This window comes from Wujia sp. (genome assembly GCF_056872695.1).
The window spans coordinates 163,968-178,957 of record NZ_DBMFCD010000002.1; the positions used below are offsets into that span (position 1 = coordinate 163,968).

Sequence of the window (14,990 nt, forward strand, 5' to 3'; positions counted from 1 at the left end):
GTTATCCCTCACATCCGGCTACCACTAAAAAAGAATTAGAAAAAATATCAAACATGCCATCCGAAATCAGATTATCAAAGACCTTTGTCTCATCAAATACAATCATCCGCTCATTATCAAAATTCCTGAAATTATTGCACAACGCCCCTGTTACTGGCAGATATGCATCCGAATAAATTGTAAGCGGAAGCTTGTAATCCGGATATGGGTAATAAAATTCTATATTGCAAATTCCACAGTTTAAAAACAGCTTTGCAAGACCATTTTTTGAAAATGTGCGGACGCTGTCCACTCCGACATATCCTTCCAATCCGGAATAATAAGTCCCAAGATGGTCTTCTTTACAGCCCGCCCAGTATTTTAAGCCATACTTGTTCTCGATTGCTGTGACGATCTTCCCTGTCGGTTTCAGATGCTTCTTGATGATATTCAGGAACTCCTCGTATGGATTTTCGGACGCAATATAACTTGCTGCATATTCCAAAACTCCAATCAGGGTAATATAGTCATACTGTTCCGTCAGATTCTTCTCAACGTCCTGAAAATTCCCGACAACAATATTGATGTTATCATATTCCTTATTGCGTTCCGCATTTACCAGGCTGCGTGCTCTTGAAAGCTCGATGCAATCCACACGCCCTGCCTTTTTCGCCAGTGTTCCCGTAATTGCGCCACAGCCGGCGCCAATCTCCAAAACCGTATCATCCTTCGATATCGGCAGCCAGTCCACGATATTTCCACGAATATCGGACAAATGATACAGAATCGGCCAGCTTTTCCGCTCCTCAATCACACGGTTATACTCTGATTTCGTATGCGTCTTCACGATATCCAGCAGTTCTTCCTCCGAACCATCCACATACAAATCCGTGCCGCCATAATATTGATAATCCAGTTTTACCTTACCAATGTACTCTGTTTTATTCTCCACGTTTTCTTCTCCCCGTACTATTTCAGAACACGCACTGTTGAATTCATATCATAAAATCCGACTGTATTTTTATCTGATATCACATTAATATTGCATACATCATACAACCGGTTATAAACCACAAAATCATTCTCATGATAACCGACACATCCAAAAGAAAGTAGGTAATTGCGCCCCTGAAGATTCATATTCTGTGAGAATTCAATCACCTTTTCTTCGCCGGCTTTCACAAACCCGATATCCGTTTTCTCGTACATCGTGTTGGTCCCGGTCACTTCTGTTCCCTGCAAATCCTTGATCGTAAACGCAAAAATCGGATCCTCAATATCTTTGTGAAACTTTACTTTCATACGGATCCGAAAATCGGTATTCTTCTGAATGTTATTCGTAATCCGGTTCTTATCATCTATAATCGCGAAATCTATAATTTCCGCTTCCTTGTCTCCATATTCGAGCACATTCGGATTCAGCATGAGCGTATCTTTCCAGTGTCCCTCACATGCCGTATCCTGCGTATCCGTGACATCGGAAACCGTCGGCTGTTCCTCATCCAGCTCCCGGTTTTCTGCCTGACTCACGAGAACCTGCTTATACAGATCGATAATCTCCTTTGGCTCGCCCTCTGCCATCTTCTTTCCCTTGTTTAACAGAACAACCCGGTCGCAGTATTTTGCGATACTGCCCAGATCATGGCTGACGAAAAGAATCGTCTTTCCAGTCTCCTTGAACTCTTCAAACTTATGGTAACACTTCGCCTGGAAAAAGACATCTCCAACCGAAAGTGCCTCGTCTACAATCAGAATCTCCGGATCGATATTGATGGCAACCGCAAACGCCAGCCGCACGAACATACCACTGGAATACGTCTTGACCGGCTGGTACACGAAATCTCCGATATCTGCGAAGTCCAGAATCGTCTGCACCTTTGCATCCACTTCTTCTCTTGTGTAGCCCATCATTGTACCATTCAGATAGATGTTCTCGATACCGGTATATTCCATATTAAATCCGGCTCCAAGCTCCAGCAATGCAGAAATCCGTCCGGCGACATCTACCTTGCCGCTGGTCGGATTGAGAACACCTGTTATAATCTTCAAAATCGTGGATTTACCGGCGCCATTCGTGCCAATGATTCCAACGGTTTCACCCTTCTTCACTTCGAAGTACACATCGGACAAAGCGAAATGTTCCTTGTACTTTTTTTCTTTTGTAAATCCCAATGCTTCCTTGAAGCGGTCGGACGGTTTATCATATAATTTATATAATTTGCTTACGTGATCTACCTTGATCGCTATATCGCTCATTTTCTATCTCCTAAGCAATCCGGCTATGCCTGTGCATGCTTCATAATCTGTTCAATCTTGGTGGAATCTCCCCAGATTGCCGGTGAATCATACGGTCTGTCCGGAAATGCTCCATATTTGAGTGTAATATCATATCCATTTTCTTTGATAAAGCTCTCTACCTTGTCTGCCAGAGATACCGGCTGTCCGGAACAGCAGTTGATAATACCCGTAACCTCCTGCTGGGATGCAACCGCCGCAATCTGCTTTGCAAGCTCCTGCACACTGATGAAATCATATTTATTCTTCCCGGATGTAAATGGGAACTCTTTCTTTCCTTCATTGGCTGCTGCCACGATCTTGGAGAAGATAGAATTGTTCTTCAGATCATCGCCTAAAATATAATATCCACGTATCCACTGACAGATAATGCCCTTGTCCTCTGCAAGCATCATCGTCAGCTGGCGAAGTGCATTTTTGGCAACTGCATACAGGGATCTTGGGTTGCATGGTGTATTTTCATCGACAGCACCTTCGTGATAACCTACTTCATGCATGCTTCCCATCACAACAATCTGCTTCAAACCGCCATCAACCATGTTCTTGATGAACTGGTAATGTTTTGGGAAATCATCAATGTGACTCCGGTCGTTGTGTACAAACCCATTTCTCCACGCCATATGCACACAGGCATCAGGGCTTCCGAGCTTTGTAAATATATCCGGATCATCTTCGAATATCTGCGCATCGGTACGCACAGCTCTCTCGTCTACATCATCATATCGAACATCGGACACATACACTTCCTGTCCCTTATCCAATAACTCCTTTACCACATATCTTCCTATATAACCATTTGCACCCGTTACCAATATTCTCATAGTTTATATCCTTTCCACATTTGTCTGTTTATAATACATCCGCAAAATGAATCTGTAATTTTTTGAACACTTTTCTGCCTATAATATATAACAGAATCACGATTGCCCAAAAGCCAACCGTCCAGACCGGTCTTTCCCAGAACCATACTTTCCCAAGCAGAGAATCACGGAATCCATTTACTACATAATAAACAGGATTTAACTTCATAACTGCATCTAACTTCGGGGATATACCGCTCGCATCCCACATAATCGGCGTCGCCCAAATTCCAACCTGCAGGATTATTCCAATAATCTGATTCAAATCCTTGAAAAATACAACAACCGAACTGGTCAGATACGTCAACGCCATAACAAACGCAAACATGCAGATAATGTAATACAGAATCTGCAGCGTATGCCAATCTGGAAAGTACCCGTAACATGCATGCAATACCACAACTAATGCTACAAAAAACAAATGCACAAACATTGCGGATATCAGCTTTACAATCGGTAAAATATCAATTTTAAATACAACCTTTTTTACAAGATAGCTATACTCTGTCAACGCATTGGTTCCGGATCCCAGTGCCTCCGAAAAGAAGAACCACGGAACCAGTCCACACATGAGCCACAGAACAAACGGATACGACATCGTCTGTCCGGAACGTAAGCCTATATCCAGCGCAAACCAATACACCAGTATCATGATAACCGGCTGTACAAACGCCCAGATCATACCAAAATACGAACCGGCATATTTCGTCTTAAAATCGTTTTTTGCAAGATTAAAAATCAGCTTCTTATCACGGATTGCATTGATCCCGGAATCTACGACTATATCAATATTAAGTGCGAGTACCAGAACCACAACATCGACTAATATACACAAAAAAATTCGGAGATACAGAGCTTTTTTGTCCGCTGCTCTCTGCAAAGTATCAACCAGATCCGCATTGTCTACCGAAAAAACAATATACGGATCATCCTGATAGGTATCCAGATATAGCACATCACCCTGAAGTTCCATCGTATTGATAGAATGGCTGTCCACACACGCTGCAACCTGTGAAAGCGGAAGTGTTTTTTCTTCCTTTCCCGCCTTTACACGGACACTGTCAATATAAATATGTGCCGGCCAGTTTCCAAAATCCAGTCGGATCAGACCCGCACCTGCCCGCTGTTTGAATGTTAACTCCTGTGAAACATTAATCTCCTTAATAGAAGCTTTGCGACTCTGCGCCTCTTCAAAGGTCTGTGTATCACTGAAAAAAAGCTGATATTCATCCAGTGTATCGGTCCGGACATCCATTATGAAATCTATCTGGCTGTCGCCTGCATCTTCTGCTTTCACAAAATGAAGCACAAACAAATTCGCCAGTACCGCAAGCAGGATTAAAAAGCAAGCAGTTACCCATTTTTTCTTCTTTGTCATGGATCTATAATCTCCTACAATTCGATATATAATCAATTTATTTTATCACATCAACAACATAACTGCAAGAAATACAAATCCCTGCGCTATCCCTTACTTGCAGATGTTTTCAAAGCCATAACACTGCTCGTCGATCAGGGTTCCGTTCTCATCGTAGACGCGGAACAGTGTCCAGTAATATCCATAAAGCGGCTGCCAGATCGTCCAGAATGCATTTCCCTGGTCTACAGTGCACTTACCGGTTGTGTAAATCCATGCCGGTTTATCCTGTGCCAGAAGTGTGCAATCCAATATCAACATTTCATACTGATATTTCTGATTTGGATTCTCGTATGATTCTACGCCGATCAGATAACCACCGCCTTCACCCGTATACGGCATCTGACATTTTCCCTTGATCATCGGGCTGTATGCAAAATCTGTATAAACCTCCTGTACGGACTCGTCATTTCCATCCACACGTGTCTTTCCCATGATCCGATACTGACCAAATGTATCCGGTGTCCAGTCTAACCACTCATACCCGGACTTCCAATCTGAAATACATGTATATGTTTCACCAGCATCTTTCGATGCATACCAGCTATATTCAATCCGGCTCTTTGGAACCTTTGTGTTTATTACAATACCGGCTGTATAACCAGTATGGTCTGCTTTTGTCGGAAGAATTCCACCCGGATTTGCATAGAGCACACCATCCTCCAGCAATCCCGGTTCCGTAACATACCAGTACTGATCGGATTCCTCTACCGATACCAGTGTGTCCGAAATCAGAATTCGTACGCCTGAGTGTCCATTTGCATTTGATGGGTCAACACAATAAAATTCACCATCCGCATAATCTGTCAACAAAACCGCATGCGGATATCCCGCACTAGTACTCCACTGATGAATGACGATTCCCTCCGGATGGGACTTCAACAGGTTCTGAAACAGAGCCACTTTTTCTTCTCCGGTCATGTCCGCCAGACTCGCACGCTTTACAGCCGTATCTCCATACTGATAATCCCACTTCATCCCGGTTCCTTCGATCCAGAGATACGGGCTGGCTGACTCGACTGTAATATCCTGCCAGGAAGTGTCGCCATGAATCAGCGCATTTCTACGAAGCATGTTAACATTCGCCACAAGGGTACATGTTCCACTCTGTGTCTGCTTTAAAAACACATTATCTTCATTGATCTCATCGAATTTCGCCTGCACATCAATGCCATCCTCCTGCACATCGATATCTACAGCAGGTATTGCGTCTGTATTTTCTTCTGTCGTATCTTCATCCACCGGTGTCTCCACCGCAATCGGTGCATCTGTGTCCGTAGCAAGCTCCGGTCCTGTCGATTCTTTGGCATAGGCTGTCATATTTCCAACCAACATTGCACCTATAAGAATGGTTGATACTAATTTCTTTCGCATATTTGATAATTTCCTTTCTATCTCTACGTATCTGATTTGTACTTTAATGTTCGTATTGTAACAGTTTCTTAACAATTATGCAACAATTCAAAGAAAAAGAGAGACGTTCGCGTCTCTCCCTCCCATTTTTCTTTCTATTACTTTCTGTAATCCTTGATTCCATTCCACTTATGATCCTTATCGGAAATAATCAGATCTTCCCGTGTCATACCTTCCGGCATCGGCCAGTCAACACCAATCTCCGGATCAGACCAAAGCAGGCCACCCTCATCGTTTGGATGATAAAAGTCAGTACACTTATAACAAAACTCCGCACTCTCTGACAATACGATAAATCCATGTGCAAAATTCTTTGGAATAAAGAACTGCTTCTTATTCTCCGCAGACAGGCGGACACCATACCATTTGCCATAAGTCTTTGAGCCTTCACGCAAATCAACGGCTACATCAAATACTTCGCCATTTACGACACGCACCAGCTTATCCTGTGGATAGTTGATCTGAAAATGCAGCCCACGGAGTACGCCCTTTCTGGAGCTTGACTGGTTATCCTGTACGAACTGACAGTCAATACCCGCTGCCGCAAAATCATTATAGTTATAGGTCTCCATGAAATATCCTCTCTCGTCACCAAACACGGACGGAGTAATCACACGAAGTCCTTCAATCTCTACACCTTCTACTTCACATGTTTCAACTGTAATCTTCCCAAATTTTTCTGCCATCTTTCTATCATTCCCTTTCTTTTCTGATCCAAGCACGAACATTTGCATGGATAAATTTATATTATCATACTTACGCTGAAACATCAAGGAAAATGCTTGCTGTAAAATACACGCTATGATATATTTTTAGAAGAATTATTTTATTTGTATTAATGGAGAGGAGTTTGTATTTATGTGCGCAAAAGTATCCAATGAAATGAAAGCAAATGAATCTGCCGGCAAGCGGCTGTCTAATTTTGAATTATTACGAATTCTGGCAATGGTCATGATTGTAGCACATCATTTCTCTGTTCATGGAGGCTTCGATTTTTCCACAGATACAATCTCCGTCAACCGCCTCTGGATCCAGTTTATACAGATTGGCGGCAAAATCGGTGTCAATGTGTTTGTTTTGATCTCCGGGTATTTTCTTGTGTCCGCAAAGCTCCCAAAAATCAGTAAAACATTAAAGCTCTGGCTCCAGGTCTTTACTTATTCGATCGTCTTGTTTGCGGTATTTACATTGGCAGGAATCCAGCCTTTCGGAATCAAAGCATTCATCCAGCATATCTTCCCGATCCTGTATGGGCAATGGTGGTTTGCGAGTTCTTATTTTATTCTGTATCTTGCAGCCCCTTATCTGAATATCCTTTTGAATGCACTGACCAGATCCGGCTACACAAAAATGCTGATTTTATTTGGAATCTGTTGGTGTATCCTGCCTACTGTAACCGGCTGTACATTAGAAAGTAATAATCTGTTGTGGTTTATCTTTCTCTATGCACTTGCCGGATATCTTCGTATCTACGGCATGCCGGGAAAACTCGGCAGTGCTGCATGCATCGGTCTTTCTTTTCTCGTGACCCTGCTTACTTTTGGCACCGCTGTGGTCTTCGATTATCTGGGATTGCAGAACTCCTTCTGGCTTTCCCACGCGACCTTTTTCTATGATATGCAGAGTCTGCCGATCGTGCTGGTCTCTATTTTGCTGTTGATTGGATTCTCAAGACTCCACGTCCAATATAATCATATAATCAATGTTATATCCTCTGCCACATTCGGCGTATATCTGATTCACGACAACCGGTATGTCCGCGGCTATCTATGGTCTGAAATCTTCCATACAACTGCCTACAGTGACAGTCACGTATTGATTCCTTTTTCTCTGCTTGTGATCGCAGTTGTCTTCCTTGGATGTACGGTTATCGAACTTCTGCGTATCTATCTGCTCGAAAAAAATTATCTTCCCGCGCTGGAAGCTCTGTCTGAGAAATTCCATACACGGAAAGATAATCACCAATGATTCAACAATGTAATTTACAATTTTGCCTCTTTCAGATAGCGGCTGACTGCATCGGTCCATACCGGCAATGGTGTGAATCCATTTTCTACCAGCTTGCGCTTATCCAGACGGCTGTTAAATGGACGTGCCGCCTTGCTCAGGCCATACTCTGCTGTTGTGACCGGCGTAATCTTTGTTGTCAGGCCATACTGTCGGTAGATCTCCACACAGAAATCATACCAGGATATATAACCGGTCTTCGGCTTTTGTGCATCTGTATCCAATCCATCGGTTTTCAAGTTGTCTTCCGAATCAGGCTCCTCCGGCAGTTCCGAATTCGTCGCATGATAGTATCCATATTTTTCTGTCTCGCACATATCAATCAGCAGACGTGCCAGATCATAAGTATACGTCGGCGTGCCTATCTGGTCATTGACTACTCGCACTTCCTCATGTGTCTTGCCGACATTGATCATAGTCTTGATAAAGTTCTTGCCATTCAGTCCAAATACCCAGGCAATACGGACAATAAAATATTTCTCCAGCACAGAGCTTACAGCCAGTTCTCCATCTAACTTTGACTGTCCATATACATTCAACGGATGATAGTCTTTACAATCCGGATCCCACGGTGTCGTTCCCTGTCCGTTAAACACATAATCCGTCGACAGATACAGCATCTTACAGTCCTGTTCTTTACATGCCTGTGCGATATTCCTCGTACCGTCCACATTAACATGCTTTACAACCGCCCTTTTATCTTCTTCCTCCGCCAGATCCACAGCTGTCCATGCCGCACAATGAATCACAACATCCGGTTTCACCTCTGATATAACTTTTCTGACCGCCGTCTCATCCGTTATATCCAGACTCATATATGGCATGCCCGTCACAGCCGAACCATCCTGTACACCAGCATATGCCTCACTTAAATCAGAGCCCACACCTTCGTGGCCTCTCTTATGTAACTCGTTCATCACGTCATGACCGAGCTGACCATTTACACCTGTTACGAAAAATTTCATGATATCAATTAATCCTTCCAATGTTTTCCGTCATATTATTATTCTAATTGTACCAACTGTATTCTTTTGCGTCAAGCAATGAATCTCTGCATTTTTATCTAATTTTCATTCTTTTTATCTTCACATTGAATCTGTTCTGCATCTCCATTATAATATCCTTATATTACTTTGGAAGAAAGTGGGGAGCTACAATTATGAAGATCATCTTTTGCAAATGGGGAAGCATCTGTGAAAAAGGAATTGCAAATGCAATGCAGCGGCTGGGCATCACGATTATCACGATGAGCCGAAAATTCGAAAGCGTCGACTACGACAAAGGCTATCTCGAAGCACTGGCGGATCTGATTCAGAAACATCCGGATGCATCCTGCGTATTTACTGTGAATTTCCAGCCAATTATCGCACGCTGCTGTAAGGTTTTTAAACTCCCGTATCTGTCATGGACGGTCGACTGCCCAAGTTTCCAGCTCTATTCCGAGACGATTGCCTACCCAACAAACCGGATCTTCGTCTTAGATCGTATGCAATGGGAGAAATTCGCCCCGGTCAACCCGGACTGTATCTTCCATCTGCCAATGGGCGCAGATGTTGCAACATGGGACGAAGTAAAGGTAACCGCGAAAGATCATCAAAATTACGACTGTGATATCTCTTTTGTGGGTTCTCTGTATTCCGAGAAAACGCGCTATAATTCGATTGAAAAAGATCTCCCAGATGAGATGCGCGGCTATGTTGACGGACTGATCAATGCCCAGTTAAATGTCTATGGTTATAATCTGTTAGAGGATTCCATCACCGACGAATGGGCACAGGAATTCAAGAAATATGCCGATTGGACACCTCTTGGCGAAGACTATGTGGAAGATGTGAAAGGCATCGTCGCCGACACCTATCTCGGTTACAAATGCACCGAACAGGAACGCATCCGCACCTGCAATGCAATCGGATCGCATTTTGAGGAATTACGGGAACAAGGGATAAACTATCAATTTGACCTGTGGACGCTGACCGATACCTCACCATTAAAACATGTCAGATGTCGTGGCGGTGCAGATTCCAACAATATGATGCCGCAGATCATCAAATGCAGCAAGATCAACCTGAACATGACGAACCGCCCAATCAAAACCGGACTGCCACTCCGCATCTTCGATCTCATAGCATGTGGCGGCTTCGTACTATCAAATTATCAAGCTGAAATTCCGGAGATTTTCGTCCCGGACGAGGATATCGTCCTCTATGACAGCATCCCGGATATGCTCGTCAAAATCGACTATTATCTGGCACACGATGATGAACGGAAACAAATCGCAAAAAACGGATACGAGAAAGTGAAGGAATATCACAGTTACGATGTGAGAATTGTGACAATGTTAAAAACAGCCGGGATTATTTAATCCCGGCTGGTAATCATTACGGATTCCCTAAAACGACTTAACACCTCCGACATCAAATCAGACATATCTCGCGATGATCTGACTCTCATATTCTGCATCATGAATATCTTCCACCTGATCTCCCCCGGCAACCTCATTGTTGTACTTTGTCTTTACCTCAGTTTTTCTGCCTTTTCCAGCCAAGAACCATTCATATTCAATATCCACATGTCCGATATCTAACGCCTGATATCCGTCAATTGCCAAATCATATGCCAGAACCGTTGCTGTTGGTCCAAGTGCAACCAGCACCAACTTATCTTTGCCTTGCTTTTTGGTTTCTGCAAGCAATTCCTCATATCGATCAAATGCATGTTCTGCCGGTCCCAAAATTCTTACAATGCTTTTCGCTCCAGCAAACAAATCATTTCCGATGCCAAGACGACTTTTCTCCCCTTCCACAATCACCAGGTTCCGTCCCTGCCATATCTTCTTCAATGCATCAAATCTCTGTTTCGGTGCGTCTGTATTATTATCAAGATAGCTGGCATACGGGCGCGTCACATATGCATCATAATATGTCCGATCCATATCTAACAGACCGTAATGCTGTCTGCGCACCTCTTCCGTCAGATACGCACGGATATTGTAACGGCACTCTGTATTATACTTAGATAAATCCCCATAAATATCTGGAATTCCTAATAAAATTTCTTCGTTCTCCATATGTAAAACTTCCATAAGCCGTCTGGCAAGCTCCGCATCCGCATGCTGAAACTTCTGCCGGTTTACACCGGCGATTACCGCAAACTCACCATCCCCGAACCGAGCCATAGACTTCCGCTCAGATATGATTTTATCAATTGCCTCCTGACCTGATCGTATCGTTGGTAGCTGCAGCTCATCCTGTGCGGCAAGCACTTCGTATTTCAGATTGTCCACAGACAGATTCATAGCATATTGATTCGTCGACAGCTGTGCAATCTGCTGCTTGTACGCATTCGTAAGATTCGAAAGCATCGTCTGCAATTCGCCGACCTTCCGTTCCAGTTCATCTATCTGCATTTTATCTGTCTGTGTTCTACACATGCGCTCTGTAACCTGTTCAGCAAACATTGGCACATCAACACCCGAGATACAAGAAATTCCATACAGATCTGCCATATCCATATATCTTACATTGTCCGTACTACGATTCGTAATATATCCATCTACCTGCCCAAACAAGCTCCTCTCATCTTCAGGATTGGCAACAAATAGATTCACATAGCAATCCACATCCTCATACTTTGAGAAGATATCATCTAATCTCTCTAGCTTTTCCTGCAGATCAGCATCTTCCCTGATATACAGCAAAAGTTCGTAATTCGTATCTGCATAACTATTTACAAATGCTTCAATCACATTTGGATATGTCGGATAATCCTGTTCAAAATCCGGTATATACAACAATCTCCGATCTGGTCCGGACTTTGTCTTCTCCATTGGAATAATATCCGCCATCGGAATCTGTTGAAGTTCCCGCTGTGCATCCGGCAGAAATGTCTCTATAAAGGTATCTATATCTCCATACAGCAATCCAGCCGTAGCACGTACCTTCTCTGCAGTCCAATTCCACCACCGGATCAGTTCCAGCGCTTCTATTTGTCTCTCTTCAAAACGATAGCCAATTACTTTTGCAGGATTCCCTGACACAATCGCATATGATGGCACATCCTTCACAACAACTGCTCCCGCTGCCACGACAGCGCCATTGCCAATCGTTACCCCGCTCATTATTGTAACATCATCACCGATCCAGCAGTCATTCATAATAACCACCTGACCTTTACGCCTGATTCTCTCTGGTCTGCGATATGGAGCCCCATTAATCCGCCCCTGACAGACACGTCTATAATCGTGATTCATATCCACAATTATCTTAACATCGCCCGCAATTGACGTATAACGTCCAACCTGCAGATTATATATCATGCCGGAATCAAAAACGGCCTCTGCCCAGGCTTCTTCAATATAACTGTCTCTGCCAATCACCAGCACAGGGAAATTCTTCTGTTCACCCAGAACATCACTCATATATGCTGTATCCGTCTGTACACTATTTTCAGGTATGTTTAACTTTATGCGCATGATTTTCTCCTCACGTACCAGATTATACTAATATTCTATCTCTGTCGAAGCAAGCATCACAGGTTTCTCGCGTAGCGTAAACGCATGTACATACGGAGATGGAGAACCATAATACGCATCTCCGTTCATCGCCAGACGCTCTCGATAAGCTGCAAGATCTTCCTGCTCCTGCGGTTTCTCCAACGTACACCATGCCTTGTTTGTCTCTGCATAAGTACGAAGCATCTCCGTTAACGTCTTAACCCGCTGCAAATCAACCTCCCAGTCCGATAATCTTGGTGGATAGAAGCATATGTGCACCTGCAAATTCTCATGGTTATCAGCAAATATCTGTAGTCTGGATTCCACATGAGCAAGTGCGTGCTTTCCAAGATTGGCAAGCTCATTTTCTCCGATGCAGTAAAGGATCGTCTTCCGGTCTATATCCGTTCCTGCTTCATTCTGAAATACAAGCTCCGATACGGATATTTTCCGCTCCCAGATTGCCCTGTATGCTTCTCCTGAGAATTCCACCAGACATTCCAGATACCGCTGCCGCATGTTCTCCGACTGCACATAGATCTGATCTGCATACATAAGTGCCGGTGCCGTCACATAATGCTTCATGTTATATAGATCCGTTGTGTCCTCTGCTCTGAATTCCTTCACCTTATACGCCGGAACATAGATCAGATTCTTCGTATACTTCCGAAGATTTCCCGCATAGTATATCGGCGGAATCGTCAGACATGGATTCTCACCATCATACGGATCCTGAATATATATCGTACCCGGTGCCAGAAGTGCCGGATTTACCTTCTGCCATGGCATGAACTGTATATTATCCGCGAATTCTCCGTACAGATTCTGTATATGATCTTGTATACGCATTGTGTTTGCATCTTCCGTGCTCTGCCCATACTCCGCATGTCCATAAATATCTTTGAATGCTGTCGGTACACAGGCGATATATACATCCGTATCTGCCTTTTGCCGTTCCTCATCACATAGATGTTCATACGCATGCCACTCCTGCATCCCTGTACATATAAATAGCACAGAGCGGCGTGCAATGCAGAATTGTTGTATCTCCGCTTTCATCTTTGTATAGCTGCGAGCAAACGCCTCATACGAAGCACAAACTGTTGCATCTGCATCCGACACATCAGCCGGCTGCTGACCTATTTTCAGTGTGTCCGGCTCCTGTAACCGGGTATTCAGCTGCTCATACAACGCATACAGCGCATCACAGTATTCCTGTATCTTCGCAACCACGTTCTGCACGCATGGATTTGTTTCCCCACGTACCTCTTCGAGCAATGTGCCAAAGTCTACGACCAATTGCTGTAATTCCGGTAACACCGATAGCACATCCCCATACTGCTGCTTCTGCATCTGTGCCGTACAGTTCTCCATCATCTCATCAAGTACCGATACATATTGTCCGGCAATGTCTGTAAGTGTCTGCTCCTCTACATCTTTTTCCTGCTTACAGGATGACTTCTTATCCACTTCCTTGCACACACGACCTGCGTTGTCACACAATAAATTCTGTGATATACCATCGAATGCATTTGCATTCCTACACACATGGCCTGTGCTGTCATATAACATCTCTGGCTGGAACGTAAACTCCGGCAGCGGAAAATCCGCTACCGCCTGCAGGTTCTTCCGCTGCCCTTCAAAATACGGATAATCGTGTCCACCCCAGACCTTCCGTATCGTCATATAATCCCCATAACGATAGCGAAGTGCCGTGTCATAACGCGCAGGTACCGGTATCGTAATCTCTTCAAACGGCAGCCGCACAAGCGTATCATAGCACTTCTTCGGCAATCCCCGATTTCCTTTGAGCACCCACGGAAAGATCTGTGCAACCGCATCCGATTCATCTGCTGATACACGCGCCATCTGTAATTCCGCAAGTCGGTACAGGGAAATTCCGAGTTCCCGTGCATTCTTTGGCCTCGGCAGCTTCGTCTGGTATTTATTTTCAAGTTCCTGTAAAAACATTTCTCTTACAGAATCCTGCATGCGTCCCTCTATGATCTGATCCGCCACCGCCAGAATATGCTTGATCTCCTCGCAGCGCGCTTTCTCCTGTTCCTCGTCCCTGTACAGATAATCCATCACGAAGATATCAACGGTTGCGATATATGGGAAATTATGATACTTGCGCAAATGCTCTTCTTCAAAACAAATCTGATTACAGTTCACCACACGCGACAAAAAGAGCCAGTGATTCTCCTTCGTTGCATAATCGTGAATCGCAAACTCTCCCGGAAGCTCATCCTTCGCCACTTCCTTGAAACGCTCATAATCTTCGCGTAGCATGCCGATATCCAGATCATCATCCCACGGCACAAATCCACCATGGCGCACGGCACCGATCAGCGTCCCCCACTCCGCGAAGTATCGAATATTATATTTTTTACAGATGCGGTCAATCTCTGCAAGAATCTGAAGCTCTGCCCCCCACGCCTGCTTGATTGCCGTCGGCACGTAAAATCCGTAACGCACCTCATCCTGATAAAATTCTGTGGTTAATTTCATTGCATCCATTTCCTGT

General features: G+C 44.0%; 11 protein-coding genes. 2 read left to right on the plus strand and 9 right to left on the minus strand.

Annotated elements, in window-relative coordinates; translation table 11 throughout:
* Window position 1: 1 nt before the first annotated feature.
* The 6 genes from ACZQK9_RS03365 to rfbC form a co-directional block, all read right to left on the minus strand.
* A complete protein-coding gene (locus ACZQK9_RS03365) occupies window positions 2-931 on the minus strand; it encodes an SAM-dependent methyltransferase (RefSeq protein ID WP_483269608.1) in 930 nt (309 codons plus the stop codon).
* Between the two features lie 17 nt (window positions 932-948).
* Entirely contained in the window at window positions 949-2,235 is a 1,287-nt protein-coding gene (locus ACZQK9_RS03370) for an ABC transporter ATP-binding protein (protein WP_483269609.1), read from the minus strand.
* 23 nt (window positions 2,236-2,258) lie between these two features.
* Entirely contained in the window at window positions 2,259-3,095 is an 837-nt protein-coding gene (locus ACZQK9_RS03375) for an NAD-dependent epimerase/dehydratase family protein (protein WP_216507801.1), read from the minus strand.
* A gap of 28 nt (window positions 3,096-3,123) precedes the next feature.
* Window positions 3,124-4,512 (minus strand): ABC transporter permease, encoded by a 1,389-nt coding sequence (locus tag ACZQK9_RS03380; RefSeq protein ID WP_483269610.1) that lies wholly within the window; start codon window positions 4,510-4,512, stop codon window positions 3,124-3,126.
* A 93-nt stretch (window positions 4,513-4,605) separates the two neighbouring features.
* On the minus strand, window positions 4,606-5,925 hold the full coding sequence (locus ACZQK9_RS03385) for a hypothetical protein (protein ID WP_483269611.1): 1,320 nt from the start codon (window positions 5,923-5,925) through the stop codon (window positions 4,606-4,608).
* A 137-nt stretch (window positions 5,926-6,062) separates the two neighbouring features.
* Entirely contained in the window at window positions 6,063-6,650 is a 588-nt protein-coding gene (gene rfbC, locus ACZQK9_RS03390) for a dTDP-4-dehydrorhamnose 3,5-epimerase (protein ID WP_178018285.1), read from the minus strand.
* Between the two features lie 172 nt (window positions 6,651-6,822).
* On the opposite strand from rfbC, the gene ACZQK9_RS03395 reads away from it, so the two are divergent.
* Window positions 6,823-7,932, plus strand: coding sequence for an acyltransferase (locus tag ACZQK9_RS03395; RefSeq protein ID WP_483269612.1), 1,110 nt, complete (start codon window positions 6,823-6,825; stop codon window positions 7,930-7,932).
* Between the two features lie 14 nt (window positions 7,933-7,946).
* On the opposite strand, the gene rfbD is transcribed toward ACZQK9_RS03395, so the two are convergent.
* On the minus strand, window positions 7,947-8,936 hold the full coding sequence (rfbD, locus tag ACZQK9_RS03400) for a dTDP-4-dehydrorhamnose reductase (protein ID WP_178018287.1): 990 nt from the start codon (window positions 8,934-8,936) through the stop codon (window positions 7,947-7,949).
* A gap of 194 nt (window positions 8,937-9,130) precedes the next feature.
* On the opposite strand from rfbD, the gene ACZQK9_RS03405 reads away from it, so the two are divergent.
* A complete protein-coding gene (locus ACZQK9_RS03405) occupies window positions 9,131-10,333 on the plus strand; it encodes a CgeB family protein (RefSeq protein ID WP_483269613.1) in 1,203 nt (400 codons plus the stop codon).
* 57 nt (window positions 10,334-10,390) lie between these two features.
* On the opposite strand, the gene ACZQK9_RS03410 is transcribed toward ACZQK9_RS03405, so the two are convergent.
* Together ACZQK9_RS03410 and ACZQK9_RS03415 are read right to left on the minus strand one after the other, a co-directional pair.
* Window positions 10,391-12,442, minus strand: coding sequence for a GT-D fold domain-containing glycosyltransferase (locus tag ACZQK9_RS03410; protein ID WP_483269614.1), 2,052 nt, complete (start codon window positions 12,440-12,442; stop codon window positions 10,391-10,393).
* Between the two features lie 27 nt (window positions 12,443-12,469).
* Window positions 12,470-14,974 carry a LicD family protein gene (locus ACZQK9_RS03415; protein ID WP_483269615.1) on the minus strand — a complete coding sequence of 835 codons (2,505 nt, stop codon included), beginning with the start codon at window positions 14,972-14,974 and terminating at the stop codon, window positions 12,470-12,472.
* Between the last annotated feature and the right edge of the window lie 16 nt (window positions 14,975-14,990).